20 protein-coding genes are annotated in these 15,980 nt (G+C 69.2%); 9 read left to right on the top strand and 11 right to left on the bottom strand.

From position 1 onward, the window contains the following. The first annotated feature begins 221 nt into the window (after positions 1-221). From JOF40_RS14985 to JOF40_RS14975, 3 genes are all read left to right on the top strand, one after another. A complete protein-coding gene (locus JOF40_RS14985; RefSeq protein ID WP_129184081.1) occupies positions 222-587 on the top strand; it encodes a hypothetical protein in 366 nt (121 codons plus the stop codon). Continuing rightward, the gene (locus JOF40_RS14980; RefSeq protein ID WP_129184083.1) at positions 580-984 is read left to right on the top strand and encodes a hypothetical protein; all 405 of its coding nucleotides are present in this window, start codon (positions 580-582) and stop codon (positions 982-984) included. Before JOF40_RS14985 ends, JOF40_RS14980 begins: the two co-directional genes overlap by 8 nt. A 266-nt stretch (positions 985-1,250) precedes the next feature. After that, positions 1,251-2,423 carry an RtcB family protein gene (locus JOF40_RS14975; protein WP_129184085.1) on the top strand — a complete coding sequence of 391 codons (1,173 nt, stop codon included), beginning with the start codon at positions 1,251-1,253 and terminating at the stop codon, positions 2,421-2,423. Here the strand turns inward: JOF40_RS14975 and JOF40_RS14970 are convergent. Continuing rightward, positions 2,410-3,282 carry a hypothetical protein gene (locus tag JOF40_RS14970; protein ID WP_129184087.1) on the bottom strand — a complete coding sequence of 291 codons (873 nt, stop codon included), beginning with the start codon at positions 3,280-3,282 and terminating at the stop codon, positions 2,410-2,412. The genes JOF40_RS14975 and JOF40_RS14970 overlap by 14 nt on opposite strands. 98 nt (positions 3,283-3,380) lie before the next feature. On the opposite strand from JOF40_RS14970, the gene JOF40_RS14965 reads away from it, so the two are divergent. Beyond that, on the top strand, positions 3,381-3,662 hold the full coding sequence (locus JOF40_RS14965) for a hypothetical protein (protein ID WP_129184089.1): 282 nt from the start codon (positions 3,381-3,383) through the stop codon (positions 3,660-3,662). 36 nt (positions 3,663-3,698) lie between these two features. Here JOF40_RS14965 and JOF40_RS14960 read toward each other — a convergent pair whose 3' ends face one another. Then, positions 3,699-4,067 carry a hypothetical protein gene (locus tag JOF40_RS14960; protein WP_129184091.1) on the bottom strand — a complete coding sequence of 123 codons (369 nt, stop codon included), beginning with the start codon at positions 4,065-4,067 and terminating at the stop codon, positions 3,699-3,701. A gap of 207 nt (positions 4,068-4,274) precedes the next feature. On the opposite strand from JOF40_RS14960, the gene JOF40_RS14955 reads away from it, so the two are divergent. Then, positions 4,275-5,570, top strand: coding sequence for an HNH endonuclease signature motif containing protein (locus JOF40_RS14955; RefSeq protein ID WP_188111832.1), 1,296 nt, complete (start codon positions 4,275-4,277; stop codon positions 5,568-5,570). Between the two features lie 102 nt (positions 5,571-5,672). Here JOF40_RS14955 and JOF40_RS14950 read toward each other — a convergent pair whose 3' ends face one another. The 5 genes from JOF40_RS14950 to JOF40_RS14930 form a co-directional block, all read right to left on the bottom strand. Beyond that, a complete protein-coding gene (locus JOF40_RS14950; RefSeq protein ID WP_129184095.1) occupies positions 5,673-6,005 on the bottom strand; it encodes a hypothetical protein in 333 nt (110 codons plus the stop codon). A 68-nt stretch (positions 6,006-6,073) separates the two neighbouring features. After that, on the bottom strand, positions 6,074-7,267 hold the full coding sequence (cobA, locus tag JOF40_RS14945; protein ID WP_129184097.1) for a uroporphyrinogen-III C-methyltransferase: 1,194 nt from the start codon (positions 7,265-7,267) through the stop codon (positions 6,074-6,076). Beyond that, complete coding sequence (locus JOF40_RS14940) at positions 7,264-8,565, bottom strand: sulfate adenylyltransferase subunit 1 (protein ID WP_129184099.1); 1,302 nt, start codon at positions 8,563-8,565, stop codon at positions 7,264-7,266. The genes cobA and JOF40_RS14940 overlap by 4 nt, the downstream gene beginning before the upstream one ends. Then, positions 8,565-9,476 carry a sulfate adenylyltransferase subunit CysD gene (cysD, locus tag JOF40_RS14935; RefSeq protein ID WP_129184101.1) on the bottom strand — a complete coding sequence of 304 codons (912 nt, stop codon included), beginning with the start codon at positions 9,474-9,476 and terminating at the stop codon, positions 8,565-8,567. The genes JOF40_RS14940 and cysD overlap by 1 nt, the downstream gene beginning before the upstream one ends. Before the next feature lie 49 nt (positions 9,477-9,525). Next, a complete protein-coding gene (locus tag JOF40_RS14930; RefSeq protein ID WP_129184103.1) occupies positions 9,526-10,323 on the bottom strand; it encodes a phosphoadenylyl-sulfate reductase in 798 nt (265 codons plus the stop codon). Between the two features lie 208 nt (positions 10,324-10,531). Between JOF40_RS14930 and JOF40_RS14925 the strand changes: the two genes are divergently transcribed. Together JOF40_RS14925 and JOF40_RS14920 are read left to right on the top strand one after the other, a co-directional pair. Further along, positions 10,532-10,675, top strand: coding sequence for a GPGG-motif small membrane protein (locus JOF40_RS14925; protein ID WP_188111833.1), 144 nt, complete (start codon positions 10,532-10,534; stop codon positions 10,673-10,675). A gap of 71 nt (positions 10,676-10,746) precedes the next feature. Next, positions 10,747-11,370, top strand: coding sequence for an L-threonylcarbamoyladenylate synthase (locus JOF40_RS14920; RefSeq protein WP_129184105.1), 624 nt, complete (start codon positions 10,747-10,749; stop codon positions 11,368-11,370). Here the strand turns inward: JOF40_RS14920 and JOF40_RS14915 are convergent. From JOF40_RS14915 to JOF40_RS14900, 4 genes are read right to left on the bottom strand one after another with little or no spacing between them, the layout of a single operon-like run. Beyond that, positions 11,354-12,517 carry an MFS transporter gene (locus JOF40_RS14915; RefSeq protein WP_129184107.1) on the bottom strand — a complete coding sequence of 388 codons (1,164 nt, stop codon included), beginning with the start codon at positions 12,515-12,517 and terminating at the stop codon, positions 11,354-11,356. The two genes, JOF40_RS14920 and JOF40_RS14915, sit on opposite strands and share 17 nt — an antisense overlap. Continuing rightward, entirely contained in the window at positions 12,514-13,056 is a 543-nt protein-coding gene (locus JOF40_RS14910; protein WP_188111834.1) for a GNAT family N-acetyltransferase, read from the bottom strand. The genes JOF40_RS14915 and JOF40_RS14910 overlap by 4 nt, the downstream gene beginning before the upstream one ends. A gap of 42 nt (positions 13,057-13,098) precedes the next feature. Then, the gene (locus JOF40_RS14905; RefSeq protein ID WP_245343143.1) at positions 13,099-13,968 is read right to left on the bottom strand and encodes a DNA-3-methyladenine glycosylase family protein; all 870 of its coding nucleotides are present in this window, start codon (positions 13,966-13,968) and stop codon (positions 13,099-13,101) included. A 50-nt stretch (positions 13,969-14,018) separates the two neighbouring features. Continuing rightward, positions 14,019-14,639 (bottom strand): DnaJ family domain-containing protein, encoded by a 621-nt coding sequence (locus JOF40_RS14900; RefSeq protein ID WP_129184113.1) that lies wholly within the window; start codon positions 14,637-14,639, stop codon positions 14,019-14,021. Between the two features lie 54 nt (positions 14,640-14,693). Here JOF40_RS14900 and JOF40_RS14895 point away from each other — a divergent pair, with 54 nt between their 5' ends. Both JOF40_RS14895 and JOF40_RS14890 read left to right on the top strand, forming a co-directional pair. Next, positions 14,694-15,164, top strand: coding sequence for a GNAT family N-acetyltransferase (locus JOF40_RS14895; RefSeq protein WP_129184115.1), 471 nt, complete (start codon positions 14,694-14,696; stop codon positions 15,162-15,164). Positions 15,165-15,201: 37 nt separating this feature from the next. Continuing rightward, positions 15,202-15,963, top strand: a complete 762-nt coding sequence (locus tag JOF40_RS14890; protein WP_129184117.1) for an EAL domain-containing protein — start codon at positions 15,202-15,204, stop codon at positions 15,961-15,963. The last annotated feature ends 17 nt before the right edge of the window (positions 15,964-15,980 follow it).

The following is a 15,980-nucleotide window of genomic DNA, read 5'->3' as shown; positions in this document are numbered from 1 at the left end:
GTGACTCTCCTTTCCGAGAAGCTTCCTACGAGCCATTCGACGTAGCCTCCGGTCAGGATGGGTGAACATCACCAGAATTTCCGGTGAGTCTCGACGTCAGCCTATTCCGTCTGGCAAGACCCCGGTGCCTGCGCTGACCGGACGAGCCCGACCGTGGGACACTCTCTGTCGGACTTCGACGACGCCTCCTCCCGCGAGGAGGCCCTGAGCAAAGGCACCGCGTGACCGATCCCGTCGCCTACGGCATCGCGTTCCTCGCCCTTGGCGTCGCCGCGTTCGCCGGCTGGCACATGCTCCGCGACAGACAGGTCGGCAACCCGCTCTTCTACGCGGTGTGCGTGCTCGAGATCGTCCTCGTCGTGCTGCTGGTCGCTGGCTCGGTCGCGCTCGGTCGGACGTCCCGCGACGTCGATGGCGTCCTGTTCGTCTCGTACCTCGTGACGATGGTCGTCATCCCGCCGGCCGCCGTCCTGTGGGGGATCGCCGAGAAGTCCCGGTGGGGCACCGGTGTCCTCGTGGTCGCCATGCTCACGACGGCAGCACTCTCCGTCCGTCTCCTCGGCATCTGGAAGGGCACCTATGCCTGACACCGGTTCCGCACGCCCCGACACGTCGCACGGCTTCGGCCGGGTGCTGGTCGCCGTCTACGCCGTGTTCGCGCTGGCCGCGTCCGCGCGCTCGATCGTGCAGCTGCTCACCGAGGTCGAGTCGGACACCCTCGTGCCGTACGCGCTGTCGGCCTTCGCCGGCATCGTCTACGTCATAGCGACGTACGCGCTGGCCCGCAACCACCGACGCCTCGCGGTCGTGACGATCGCGATCGAGCTCGCGGGCGTCCTGACCGTCGGCATCCTGTCCCTCCTCGACCAGGGCCTGTTCCCCGACCAGACCGTGTGGTCCGACTTCGGCATGGGCTACGTGTTCATCCCCCTGGTGCTGCCGTTCGTCGGGCTGTGGTGGCTTCGACGCACCTCAGTGCTGTAACGTCCTGCGACGCATCGCACCGACACCGCAACCAGACCACGACGAGAGGACGCCGATGATGATCAACGCATCGTTCCGTTCGTACCTCGTCGTGCCCTCGTCGCAGCAGCCCAGCCGCAATGAAGAGCTGGCATCGGTCGATGCGCTCAACCCCGGAACCAGGCCTGGCTGACCCGCCACCTGCTCCGGCACACCGAGCCTCGACCGCACCCGCGGTCGGGGCTTTTTGCTGTATCCACCACATCACTCACGGAAAGGTGAGACCCATGGAGAAGATCTCCCAGCGGCTGTTCAGCTGGGCTTCCATCCTGGACGAGAACGCACGCGACCAGGCACGGACGGCGAGCACGATGCCGTTCATCTACCCACACCTCGCGCTGATGCCCGATGCGCACCTCGGCAAGGGGGCGACGGTCGGCTCGGTCATCCCCACGCTGGGGGCGATCATCCCGGCCGCGGTCGGCGTCGACATCGGCTGCGGCATGATCGCGGTGCAGACGCCGTACGTCGTGACGGACCTGCCGTCCGACCGGCGCGCCCTGCGGGTCGCGATCGAGCGGGCGATCCCGCTGTCGGCGGGTGTGGCCAACAAGGCCATCACGCGCCGGCACACCCAGGAGCGCGTCGACGAGCTGCGGGCCGATGCCGAGAAGGCCGGTTTCGACCCGGCCGACCGGGCGTCCCGGTGGGAGCTGCAGCTGGGCACCCTCGGCTCGGGCAACCACTTCATCGAGGTCAGCCTCGACGAGGAGGACCGGGTGTGGCTGTTCCTGCACTCGGGGTCGCGGGGCGTCGGCAACAAGATCGCCCAGCGGCACATCGCGGTGGCGCAGCGACTGTGCGAGAAGTGGTGGATCGGTCTTCCCGATCGTGACCTCGCCTACCTGGTGGAGGGCACGCCGGAGTTCGACTCCTACATCCGCGAGCTGCGGTGGGCGCAGAAGTACGCGCTGCTCAACCGTGCCGAGATGATGGACCGGGTCGTGACGTGCTTCGCCGACTGGATGGGCGTGGACGCCGTGGAGCGGGTCGTCGAGATCAACTGCCACCACAACTACACGACCAAGGAGCGGCACTTCGGCAAGGACGTGTGGCTGTCCCGCAAGGGCGCGATCGATGCGTCCGAGGGCACCATGGGCCTCATCCCGGGGTCGATGGGCACGCGGTCGTACGTCGTGGTCGGCAAGGGCAACCCGGTCTCGCTCAACTCCTCCCCGCACGGGGCAGGACGTGAGTACAGCCGCTCGAAGGCCCGGAAGGCCTTCACCCAGGACGACCTCCGGGTCGCGATGGGTGACATCGAGTACCGCGACACCGCGGCATTCGTCGACGAGATCCCGGCGGCGTACAAGGACATCGACGTGATCATGCAGGACGCTGCTGATCTCGTCGAGGTGCGGCACACGCTGCGGCAGATCGTCAACGTCAAGGGCGACTGAACCCGCAGTGGGTGCCGAAGAAGGCGAGGAACGCCGACCGCTGCTTGCGCGTCAACGGCAGGTAGTAGTCGGCGTCCTCGCCGAGCCCGGTGCCCCGCACGTGGACGCCGAACAGCGTCCCGACCTTGTCCTCGGCGAGGGCGTGCGGGTCGCACCGGGTGGGGACGACCGACAGCACCTGGGTCGTCGTCGGATCGCCGGCTCCGAGAGGCACGGAGACGTCGGCGGGGGAGTCGGCGGTCTGGCGGAACAGGACCGTCGACTCGAAGCCCCCGAACTCGACCCCGGTGCTCCGGCCGGTCGGTGACATCGTCACCGGAAGTCGGAGCACGGAGTCGAGTCCCTCGCCGTCGACGGTCGGCTCGCCCACCGTCACGTCGGCCGCCGTCGTCAGGGTCGTCTCGGCGCAGTCGCGGTCGGCGATCAGCCCGATCGCGCCGTAGATGTCGTCGGCCGGGCCGGTGGAGACGGTGAGGGGACCGTCGCCGAGGCGGTAGTGCAGGGTCACGGTCGCGTCGACGTCGGTACCGCACCGTCCTCGAGGCAGGTCGATCTCGACATCGCCCTGGTAGGTCGCGCCCACGACCTCGCGGCCTTTCCACGTGACGTCGGGCAGGCGAGGGGAGGTCAACCGCAGGGACTCGACCGTCATGCTGCGGTCGGTGCCGTTGTCGATGCGCACGAACGCCTCGCGTCCCTTGCGCTCCATCCGTGACTGGTCGACGTGCATCACGACGCCGTCCGGCACGGGTGCCTCGACCGGATCCGGGTCGTCGGTGCCCTGACACGCCGCGAGGGCCACCAGCGTGATCGCACCGAGCGCTGCTCGCGTGCGGTCGGCGCGGCGGAATGAAGCCATGCGAACAGTATGGTGCTGCGATCGGTGGAGCCCGAGAACCCAGTACAACAGGCGTGCCCCGGTGCTACGGTCGATTTCCCCGTCACCGTGGAGTCGACATGGATCTCGCAGAGCTCATGGACAGCGTCGTCGAGCCCTCCGCCGTGCACGTCGCGGGCGAGGGTGAGCGGCTCGTGACGATGCGGCTCGCCGACGACTTCAACGTCGGCATGCGGCTCCACCAGCGTGACTCCTACCGCAAGTGGGACGTTCTCGAGATCGCGGTGCGCCCGAGCGGTGACCACTCGATCACGGGCAACGACGTGCACGACCTGCCGATGAATGCGCTGATCGACGAGGCTCGCCGGTTGGCGACGAAGAGCGCGCGACCCGTGTCGTAGCTGTCGTGTCGTTGCGTGCCGACGACGGGGTCGGGACTAGAACGGAGCGGACGCTGTCGAGAGTCCGATCGCCCAGCCGACGAACAGCGACACAGGCAGCGCACCAAGCGCCGTGATGGTCACGGCCATCAACATCACGAATCCCTCGCCGCGTCTGCCTCGCATGATCCTGGCGAGCTGGCCCACGACGAACGCGGCAAGACACCAGACAGCCGCAACTGCCATGGCGACCACGATGACAGCCGCGTCCATCGAACCGACCGTGACGTTCCGTCCGTCGATGGCTCTGCCGAGCGCTTGAGCAGTGACGGCGAGGACCACGCCCGCCAACAGCGTGAGTTCTGGCCAGAATCTGCGGAATCGCTTGGCGCGCGAGCTCGTGGCGAGAACTCTGGTCGACTCCATGGTGCCCTCAGACTAGCGGCCGTGTGAGCGGCAGATGCCCACGCGGCGGAACCGTCACCGATGTCCTGAGACATCATGGCGCTGTCGGGGCTTGAGGTCATCGTTCCCTGCAATGCCAGAGAATTCGGGACCTTCGTCCCTTGGATGTGCCGCTACTCTTGCGTAGAGTTGAACATACGTTCTAGTCGTCCATCCGGGGTTTGTCGCATGTTGATCGAGCAGTTGTCCAGCCTGACTGATGAGGTCGCTGCGCTCGAACCATGGACCCTGACCGGGGCCGAGGTTCGTGAGGTCATCGCGGCGGTGCAGACGACTCGCACCGCGTTGGACGCGGTCATGTCACGACTGGCCGGGTGCGCGGACGACATGGGGTTGCCGAAGGACGACGGTGCGACGTCGACGACGGCCTGGCTGGCGAGCTCGGCGAACATCACCAAGGGTGCCGCGTCCAAGCTGGTCGGCATGGCGAAGGTCACCGGCGAGCGCACCGAGGCGACCCGTGCCGCGTGGGCGACCGGGGCCCTGTCGACCGAGCAGGCCTCGATCATCATGAAAGCCATCGCCGCCCTGCCCGACTGGTGCGGCGACACCGAGCGTGGCGACGCCGAAGCCCACCTCATCGCCCTGGCCGCCGAGCATGACCTGGATGGGTTGCAGCGTCTGGCGAACCGGGTGCTCGAGGTCATCGACCCCGACGGATTCGACGAGCACCTCGGCGAAAAACTCCGCGCGCAGGAAGAACGCGCCCGTGCCCGCACCAGGTTCCAGATGGGCCGGCGTGGTGACGGCACCACCCACGGGTCCTTCGTCGTGCCCGACACCGACGCCGACACCCTCAGAGCAGCGATCGAGGGGATCATCGCCCCACGCCGCAACCAGTTGGCTGCCGAATCGTTCGGCATGGGAGCCGACGACTGGGCCGGCCTGCCCCGCGACCAGAAGATGGGCCACGCCTTCGCCGAGCTCATCAACCACCTGCCGACCGACGCCCTGCCCGTGGCCGGAGGGCTCGCCGCGACCGTCGCCGTCATGGTCGACGTCGACGACCTCCGCACCGGGCAAGGCACCGCGACCACCACCTCGGGCACCACGATGTCCGCGACCAAAGCACAACGGCTGGCGTGCAACGCCAACCTCGTCGCGATGTACCTCGACAGCGACAAACGCGTCATCGATCTGGGCACCACCCGCCGCCTCTACGACCGCCACCAACGACTCGTCCTCGCCACCCGCGACCGTGGTTGCGTCTTCCCCACGTGCGACCGCCCACCCTCCTGGTGCGAAGCACACCACCTGAACTTCTGGTCCGAGAACGGCCCTACCGACCTCGACAACGCCGCCCTGCTCTGCCACTACCACCACCACCTCGTCCACGAGGGGCAGTGGGCGGCCCGCATGGGAGACGACGGGATCGTCGAGATCATCCCCCCGAAGCATGTCGACCCCGAGCAACGACCACAACGCCACTCCCGCTTCGCATCACCGCAACCCCGAGCCGGCTGAGTAGAACGCTTCCGGGGACATCCAGTCTGCTCGTGCCGCCCGCGATTGGGTTGGAGAAATCGAGGTCGAGTTCCACCTGCAGTCGAATCACTGCTCCGACGTCTACCCCTGCTCCCTGCCGGGTAGGGGGGCACCGTGGAGGAAAGCGTGGTAGGCATCTGCCGCGTCGTCGTCAACGGAGGGTTGGCAGTTGCTGTAGCGCGCGTCTGTTCGATCACGCTTCGGTCCGGAGATCCAGAACTCCTCGCCTGTCGCGTGGTCGTAGAAGTTGGAGTCGAAGTTGGCGTAGGCGGTTCCGGTCAGGCGGTGAAGGGTTCGACCGTGGACGTAGGCGGTGCGCCAAGTCTTCGAGAATCTGACTCTCGCGATCCAGGCCGGTCCCTGGTCGGTGTTGTAGCCGGACTTCTGCTGGACATACATGATCCGCTCACGCATGGGTCGATGCTAGGTGGAGATCGCTTCCGCGTCGACGAGGACGCGGCTTGCCATGACGGACGACTCCGCTAGCCCCAGGCCGGTGAGAGCGTCACGACGTCGCCGATCACCGTGATCGCCGGCGACTCGGCACCGACTGCTGTGGCGACCTCGGCCAAGGTGGCGAGCGTCGCGACGGTCACCCGTTGCGTGGGGGTGCACCCACGCTCGATGATCGCCGCCGGCGTCGTCGGGGTGTGCCCTCCGGCGATCAGCTCGTCGCAGGTCTGGCCCAGCCGCTTGACGCCCATCAGCATCACCAGGGTGTGGGCGCCCGTGTGGGGCACCTGGCCGATGTCCTCGTGCCCGGTGACGACGGTGAAGCCGCGAGACACGCCGCGGTGGGTCACGGGGATGCCCGCCGCCGCGGCGACGGCGATCGCGCTGGTGACACCGGGCACGACCTCGACCGGGATGCCGGCGTCACGGCAGGCGATGAGCTCTTCGCCGCCGCGGCCGAACACGTACGGGTCGCCACCCTTGAGCCGGACGACGATCTTGCCCTGGCGTGCCCGGTCGACCAGGATCGCATTGATCTCGTGCTGGGGGATCGGGTGGTGGTCGGGCATCTTGCCGACGTCGATGACCTCGACGTCGGCGTCGAGCTCGGCCAGCAGGGCATGGGGGGCCAGGCGGTCGACGACGACGACATCTGCCTCGGCGAGCAGTCGGCGTCCACGGGTGGTCAGCAGTCCCGGATCGCCCGGGCCGCCGCCGACGAGAGCGACGAATCCGTCGGGATGGTGGGTGCGGTGACGCATCGGCAGCTCACCGGCCTGCAGGGCGGCTGCCACCCCGTCGCGCAGCGCCGACGCGCGGCCCGCGTCGCCGCCTCCGCTGACGGCGACCATGACGTCGTCGACCTGGGCCACGGCCGGGGCCCACGCGGTGGCGTGGTCGGGGTCGCCCCCCTTGAGGCACCAGATCTGTGCCGACTCCGCATCGGCGGCGACCAGGTCGTCGACGGGGGAGTCGGTCGCCGTCTGCACGAGCCACGCACCGGCGAGGTCACCGGAGGCATACGTGCGGCGCACCCACTCGACGTCTCCGCGCCCGATCGACGAGGCGAGCGAGTCGGACACGGCGGGGGAGACCACGACGACCCGCGCTCCGGCGTCGACGAGCGACAGCGTCCGGCGCGTGGCGACGTGCCCTCCGCCGACGACCACGACCTTGCGGCCGGCTACCCGCAGGGTCAGAGGGAGGCTGCCTCCTGTGGTCATGCCGGAGCGGTGACGGCGCCGACCTCGGCCACGGTGTCGAGCAGTGCGTCACCGACCATGCCGGCCGCGAGCGTGCCGCCGTCCTGGGCGTCGACCAGCAGGAACGCACCGGTGTCGCGCGAGTGCAGGTACTCCTCGGCGGGGATCGGCGAGGCCAGACGGAGGGTCACGTGGCCGATGTCGTTGAGCCCCAGGGAGTCGGCCGGCAGCAGTCGGGCGTCCTCGAGGTCGAGCTTGCCACCGATCGCCTTGACCATCGCCTGCACCGTCTTGGTGCCGTGCTTGAGCAGCACCTTGGTGCCGGGGACGAGCGTGTGGTCGGCGAGCCAGGCGATCGTGCCGTCGATGTCCTGGGTGACCGCGGGGACGCTGCGCGACGTCGCGATGAGGTCGCCGCGCGAGATGTCGATGTCGTCGGCGAGGCGGATCGTCACAGACTGCGGCGCGAACGCCTCGTTGAGCGAGATGCCCGCGAAGTCGATGCCAGTGACGGTGCTCGACCGGCCGCTCGGCTGCACCGTGACGGAGTCACCCACCCGGACGAGTCCGGACGTGATCTGGCCGGCGTATCCGCGGTAGTCGCGGAACTCGTCACCGGCGGCCTGCTGGGGACGGATGACCAGCTGCACGGGGAACCGCAGGGGCTCGGAGTGCGGGCTGCCGACCGGTGACAGCTGCTCGAGGAACGACAGCAGGCTCGGCCCGTCGTACCAGGGCGTCCGCTCGGAGCGCTCGACCACGTTGTCGCCGGCGAGCGCCGAGACCGGAATCGTCGCGACGTCGAACAGCCCGAGGCTGCGTGCCGAGGCGAGCACCTCGTCGGAGACGCGGGTGTAGGTGGCCTCGTCGAAGTCGACCAGGTCGATCTTGTTGACGACCACGACGACGTGGGGCACGCGCAGCAGCGAGGCGACGGCAAGGTGCCGGCGGGTCTGCTCCTGGATGCCGTGCCGCACGTCGACCAGCAGCACGACGACATCGGCCGTGCTGGCGCCCGTCACGGTGTTGCGGGTGTACTGCACGTGGCCGGGGCAGTCGGCGAGGATGAACGAGCGCTCCGCGGTGGCGAAGTAGCGGTAGGCGACGTCGATCGTGATGCCCTGCTCACGCTCCGACCGCAGGCCGTCGGTCAGCAGCGCCAGGTCGGCCGAGGCCAGACCGCGGTCACGGCTGACGCGCTCGACGGCGTCGAACTGGTCGGCCAGAACCGACTTGGAGTCGTACAGCAGCCGGCCGACGAGGGTCGACTTGCCGTCGTCGACCGAGCCGGCGGTGGCGAGGCGAAGGAGCGTCCGCATCAGAAGTAGCCCTCTTTCTTGCGATCTTCCATGGCGGCCTCGGAGGCTCGGTCGTCGGCGCGGGTGGCACCACGCTCGGTGATGCGGGTCGCCGCGACCTCGACGACGACGTCGTCGACCGTGACGGCGTCGCTCTCGACGGCACCGGTGCACGACATGTCGCCGACCGTCCGGTAGCGCACCTGTCGCTTCTCGACGACCTCGCCGTCGCGGGGCTGCGAGACGTCGCTGACGCTGATCAGCATCCCGTCGCGCTCGAACACCTCGCGTTGGTGTGCGTAGTACAGCTCGGGGAGGGCGATCTGCTCGGCGGCGATGTACTGCCAGACGTCGAGCTCGGTCCAGTTGCTGAGCGGGAAGACCCGCACGTGCTCGCCCGGACGGTGCCGGCCGTTGTAGAGGTTCCACAGCTCGGGACGCTGGTTGCGCGGGTCCCACTGCCCGAACTCGTCGCGCAGGCTGAAGACGCGCTCCTTGGCGCGGGCCTTCTCCTCGTCACGGCGTCCGCCGCCGAAGACCGCGTCGAACTTGTTGTCGGTGATGCCGTCGAGCAGGGGCTGCGTCTGCAGCTGGTTGCGGGTGCCGTCGCTGCGCTCACGCAGACGTCCGTCGTCGATGTAGTCCTGGACCTCGACGATCTCGATCCGCAGTCCCAGGCGCTCGACCGTGGCGTCGCGGAACGCCAGCACCTCGGGGAAGTTGTGCCCCGTGTCGACGTGCATGACCGGGAACGGCACGGGGGCGGGCCAGAACGCCTTGGTGGCCAGGTGCAGCATGACGACCGAGTCCTTGCCGCCCGAGAACAACAGCACGGGGCGCTCGAACTCGGCCGCGACCTCGCGGATGATGTGGATCGCCTCGGACTCCAGCCACTGCAGCTGGGTGAGACGGCGTTCGTCGGTCAGGGTCATCGCTGCCTTGTCGTCGTTCGTGGGTCGTGGGTCGTGGGGGCGTCGGTCATCAGGTGTGGAGGCCACACTCGGTCTTGTCGAGGCCGGCCCAGCGCCCGGCGCGGGGGTCCTCGCCGGGGGCGACGCGGCGGGTGCAGGTCGCGCAACCGATCGACGGGTAGCCGTCGTTGACCAGGGGGTTGACGATCACGCCGTGGTCGTCGGCGTAGGCCAGCAGCTCGTCGAACGTCCAGGCCGCCAGTGGGTTGATCTTGACCAGGCCGTTCTTGGCGTCCCACGTGATGAACGGCGTGTCCGCGCGGGTGGGGCCCTCGTCGCGGCGGACGCCGGTGATCCACGCCTCGTATCCCTGCAGCGTGCGGTGCAGGGGCTCGACCTTGCGCATCTCGCAGCACAGCGCCGGATCGCGCTCGTAGAGGTTCTCGCCGAACTCAGCGTCCTGCTCGGCCACGGTGCGCTGCGGCGTGACGTCGACGATGGACAGCTTCATGGACGCCTCGACGGCGTCGCGGGTGCCGATCGTCTCGGCGAAGTGGTAGCCCGTCTCGAGGAAGAGCGTGTCGACCCAGGGCAGGTGCTTGGCGACGACATCGGGCAGGACGGCGTCCGCCATGGAGCACGCCACGGCCGTGCGGTAGCCGAACTCCTCGGCCACCCAGGCCAGGACGGTGTCGCAGTCGGTGTCGGCCAGACGCAGCTGGGCGGCCTCGGCGATGGCCCGCAGCTCGTCGTTGCTGCGACGTGGCGCGAGCAATGCCTCACGCTCCGCGAGGTGCACAGTGCGCTCCTGGTCGTGCGCGATCTGCTGCTGCCGGCGTTCGGCGAGCGTCAGGACGGCTTCGGTCATGTCGTCACACCTTTCCGGGCCCAGTTCTTCGTCTCTCAGGGTATGCCGCCGATCCTCCGTAGTGGCCGACCTCGGACCGGCGTCCGGATGGCGGAACGCAAACAGGTGACGGGCGTCACAACGTGGATGACTCGCCGTGTTTGGGGCCCGACCCGCAGGGTACGGCGGCTCGGAGGCGGCCACCGTCGCCCGAGAGAGAGGAACAACCATGGCCTTCATCCTGTGGATCATTGCCGTCGCCATCGCGATCTACGGCATCCTGCGCCTCGTGCGCGGAGACATCCTGATCGGCATCATCCTGCTGGTCGTCGCGGCAGCCGTCGGACCGGGCGGATACAGCATCTTCAAGTGACCTGTGACGAGGGGCCGTGCCACGAGAGGGAGGGCGCGGCCCCTCGTCATGTCCGGGCGTAGTCTCGGCCCATGGTCCGTTTCATCGACATCCACCCCGAGAACCCGCAGCAGCGTGCCGTCGACCAGGCGACCGCGATCATCGCCGACGGTGGCCTGATCGCGTATCCGACCGACTCGGGCTACGCCCTTGGTGCCCAGATCGGCAACAAGGACGCCCTCGACCGCATCCGGTCGATCCGGGCACTGGATGCCAAGCACCACTTCACCCTGGTGTGCAAGGACTTCTCCCAGCTCGGCCAGTTCGTGCACGTCGACAATGCGATCTTCCGGGCCGTCAAGAACGCGACCCCCGGGCCGTACACGTTCATCCTGCCCGCGACGCGCGAGGTGCCGCGCCGGCTGCTGCACGACAAGAAGAAGACCGTCGGGGTGCGCATCCCCGACAGCAAGGTCGTCCAGGCGTTGCTGGCGACACTCGGTGAGCCGATCCTGTCGACGACGCTGATCCTGCCGGGCAGCACCGAGGCGATGACGACCGCTTGGGAGATCGCCGAGGAGCTCGACGGTCGCATCGAGGCCGTCATCGAGTCGGGAGTAGACGTCATCCCCGAGCCCACGACGGTCATCGACTTCTCCGATGGCAGCCCCGAGATCGTGCGCGTTGGCGCGGGCGACCCTACGCCGTTCGAGTGACCCGCGACGCCAGCACCAGCGGGATCGTCAGCAGCGCGACGACCGCGCCCACCGACATCAGACCCGTCGGCGACAGCGTGCGCAGGGCCAGCGTGCTGAGCAGCGGAGCCGCGAAGCCGAGGTAGGTCAGGCTGTAGAAGACCGCGTTGAGCGTGGCGAGGTCGTCACGGTGAGCGATCTGCTCGATCGTCGTGAGCCCACCGACCAGCACGAGCCCGTACCCGGTGCCGAGCAGCACGGCGACGAACGGGAGCAGCAGCGCCTGGTCGGAGTGCGCCACGACGACGCCTGCCAGGAGCCCCGCCACGGCAGCGAGAAGGCCCGCCGCGATGATCAGCCGCGCGTCTCCCAGCCGCTTGCCGAAGGGCTGCACCAGGACGCCGGTCCAGAGGGTCAGGCCGCACAGAGCCCCGGTCACCGCGACAGGTGCGTGGCTGATCGTGACAAAGCCGGGGATCGTCGCGAAGCTCGTCGATGCCGCACCGAACACCCACGGCGCGGTCAGCAGGATGCCGAGCAGGAACGGCCGGCTGCGCACGACGTTCCAGACCTCGCGGCCATGGCGGTCGCGATCGGGGGGTGCGGCGACGGGCTCGGGGGCCGACCAGGCGATCGCGACGACGAACACCATGAGCACGAGGTGCGGCACGTAGGGCAGCACGGTCGGTGCCGGGAGCCACTCGGCGAAGATGCCGGCCACGAGGGGTCCGGAGCCGAAACCCGCCGACAGCGCCAGCGCCGCCCGTCGGGCACCCGTCCCCGAGGGACGATCAGCGGACAGCTCCTTGATCCAGGCCGAGCCCGGCGCGAAGGCGGCACCGGACGCGACGCCGGCCAACAGGCGTCCGATCAGCAGCACGGCCAGGCTGTGCCCGCCCGCGATGAGGATCACGGTGGCGACGATCGACAGCACGAGCACGGGCCGCATGACGCGACGACGTCCCACACGGTCGGAGATCGGTCCGACGATCAGGAGGGCCGGGATGAGCCCCAGCGCGTACGCCCCGAACAGGCCCGTCACGGCCTCGGACGAGAAGTCGTCCTCACCGCGGTAGACCAGCAGCATCGCGGCGAACTGGTTGGCACCCCAGCCCACGGCGAACATCGCCGCCGCGACGCGGAACCACGACGGCAGGCGCGAGCTCACCGAGCGGTACGCAGGTCGAGGCCGTACAGGGCCTTGTCGCCGTCGATCGCCGCGGCGACGACCTGCCAGCCGCGCCCCTCGTAGAGACGCGGAGCAGGACCGCCGTTCGGCACCGTGGCCAGCAGGGCACGCTCGTGGGGGAGTCCGTCGACCAGATGGTCATGGAGAGCACCAGCGATCCCGTTGCCGCGCCGCGCCGGGTCGACGACCAGGTCGACCAGCTCGAAGTGGTCGCCGACCCAGGTCTCGACGATGTCGGCCGGGACGGTCGTGGCCAGCCAGTCGCTCCAGAACTGTCCACGTCGGCCCGTGAATCCGTAGCCGTACCCCGACACCGTGCCATCGGTCGAGGCGACGACGAGCTTGAAGCCGGCCCGACCCGCGTGGCGGGTCAGCGTCGAGTCGACGAAGTTGTCGGCGTCCAGACGGCTCTCCGGCAGGTCGGGGTCGCCGTAGGCGGCGAGGTAGACCGCAGCCAAGGCGTCGCGCGTCGTCTCGTCGATCTGGCGGGGTCCGAGCGTCTCCACGGTCGTCGTCATGTCAGACACAAGCGTAGGGCAGGCCCGAATCATCCCGCCGGCTCAGATTCGTCGGTGATCTACTCGTGCCATGCGGGGTCCGCGCCGCTCGGTGCGTGCCAGCGGGCTCAGGTGCACCAGCCTCACGACGCGGTAGCGGTGACCCCTCCACGGCTCGAGCAGCTCGGCGAGCTCGGCGTCGTCGATGCGCCGTCCCAGCAGGGCGATGCCGACGTCCTTGGCCACATGGAAGTCGCCGAACGGCACCGCATCCGCATCGCCGAGGGCGCGGCTCCCGACCTCGGCGGCAGTCCACACGCCGATTCCCGGGATGCTGCGGAGCCCCCGGTAGACCGAGGTGGGATCGGACGCGTGACGGACGGCGAGTCGTTCGAGCTGCGTCCCGAGGCGGGCTGCCGCCTGGGCCGCTCTCGCCCGGCTCGGGTCGACGCCGGCCACGTGCCACTCCCACGACGGGATCGCCGCCCACTGCTCTGCCGTGGGGAAGACCCGCATCCCGTCGGGCGCCGGGCCGGGTGCGGGCTCGCCGAACCGGTGCAGCAGACGGCGCTGGGCTGCGAAGGCGTCGACGCCCAGCACCTTCTGCTCGATGATGGCGGGGACGAGCGCCTCCAGCACCCGTCCCGTGCGTGGCACGCGCAGCCCCGGGAAGCGCCGGACGCCATCGGTCAGCACGGGGTGTGACGGCACGAAGCCGGACGGATCGTCGTCGATGCCCACGAGTGCGGTGAGCCCCTCGAGCAGCTCAGGACCGCCGGGACCCCATGCCGTCGCGCGGACGCGGTGCGGCGTGAGCTGCTCGATCGCGTAGGTGACAGGTCCGGACTCCTGGCGGCTCGTGCGCCAGGTCAGAGCACCGGCTCGCCGGAACGTGGGGTCGCCGGGGCCCCGCCGCAGCAACGCCAACGTCAACGCAACATTGACGACTGTGGGGGACTCGACCTCACGGACGAGGGTCCCGCTCACCCCTGCCGCCGCGCGCCACGCAGGCGTCGCCGCCACCAGGGGAGGGGAGTGGCGGCGAGCTCGGCTGCCCGCAGCTCGGCGAGCCGAGCCTTCTGCTCCGCCACACGCTGGGTGCGACGCTGCGACCACGCCTCGACCTCCTCGTCGGGATCGCGCAGGGGAGTGATGACGGGCGGGCCGCCCTGCAGCTGCCGGCGGGCCTCGACGATGCGGGCGTTGAAGTCGTCGACGGCGCTGCGGACGCCATCGGGTGTCGCGATGCGGTCGAGCGTCGTGTCCATCTCGGCGTCCTCCTTGCGCAGCGCGAGGGCGGGTGGGAGCGCTCCGGTGATGCGTTCACGCTCGATGAGGCGCTTGACCCACCAGTCGGGGTCGTGGGGACGATCGATGCCCGGGATCGGCTTGCCGGCACCGGGGAGGTCGTCGAACTCGCCCCGTCGCATCGCCTGCTGGATCTGCATGTCGACCCACAGCGCCTGGTGCTCGATGCGGAGGGCGCGCTGGGCGGCGTCGTCGGGTGCCTCGGCCCGGTCGTCCTGACCCTCGGCCGCGGCCGCCTCGGCCTCCGCCTCCAGTCGCTGGCGGTACTCGAACCGCTTGCGATCGCTCGCGCCCATCCGTGTCGCACCTCCCTGGTCGTCCAGTCTACGAGCGACGGCTAGGTTCGACAGGTGGAGCTTTGCGTGCGACCGGCCCGTGTCGAGGACGTCGATGGGCTGCTGGCTTTCGGCATGACGGTGGTGGTCAGGACCGCCGACGACTGGCTCCGCGCCATCCAGCTGTGCGAAGAAGGTTCCCGTGTGTTGCACGTCGCCGTCGTCGATGGCGTGATCGCCGGCTTCGGCCAGGCGCATCGTCTCGACTCCGACGGCGACCACGGCCAGGAGGGCTACTACCTGACAGGAGTCACGGTGCTCCCCCCGTACAGGCGCCAGGGGCTGGCCCAGGAGCTGACACACCCGCGGCTCGACTGGATCCGCGAACGCGCAGACGCAGCCTGGTGCTTCGTCAACGCCACCAACGACGCGTCTCTGCGACTGCACGAGAAGCTGGGCTTCACCGAGGTGGCCCGCGCCACCTCGATCCACGGCGTGACGTTCGACGGGGGACAGGGAGTCCTGATGCGACACACGTTCACGTAGTCGGGCGGGCAGCGTGTGCCCCGTCTACGGTGGTGTCATGACCTGCACCGGCTGCGCGTCGGGCACGGAGCTCGATGTCGACATCAGCATGGCATTCCAGCCGATCTACGACTCCGTCGCCGACGGCGTCTGGGGCTACGAGGCGCTGGTCAGGGGAGTGGACGGCGAGGGAGCCGCCTCGATCCTCGCCCAGGTGCAGCCCGAGCAGCGCTACCGCTTCGACCAGGAGTGCCGGGTCAAGGCCATCGAGCTGGCGTCCCGGTTGTTCCCGCCGTCGGAGTCGCTCAAGCTGTCGATCAACTTCATGCCCAACGCGGTCTACGAGCCGGCGGCATGCCTGCGAGCGACGCTCCGCGCCGCCGACCAGCACGGCTTTCCGTTGACGTCGATCGTCTTCGAGTTCACCGAGGACGAGAAGGTCGCCGACACGGAACACCTGACGGGCATCATCGCCGAGTACCGCAGACGCGGGTTCACGACGGCGATCGACGACTTCGGGGCCGGACACGCCGGGCTGAGCCTGCTGGCCGAGTTCCAGCCCGACCTCATCAAGATCGACATGCTGATCGTTCGAGGCATCGATACCGACCCCGCCAGGCAGGCGGTCGTCGCCGGCATCGTGCACATCGCGGCAGCCCTCGACATCCGTGTGCTCGCCGAGGGCATCGAGACCGAGGGGGAGTACCGCGCGCTCGAGGCACTCGGCATCGGGCTCTTCCAGGGCTACTGGTTCGCCCGTCCGGCCTTCGAGGCGCTACCCGAGCTGCGGTTCGGTACTTGCACGGGGGTTGACCCGTAGTGGACAGGATGTCACCG

The sequence above is a fragment of the Aeromicrobium fastidiosum genome (assembly GCF_017876595.1).
Lineage (GTDB): Bacteria > Actinomycetota > Actinomycetes > Propionibacteriales > Nocardioidaceae > Aeromicrobium > Aeromicrobium fastidiosum.
This window is presented reverse-complemented; position numbering and strand designations above follow the sequence as displayed.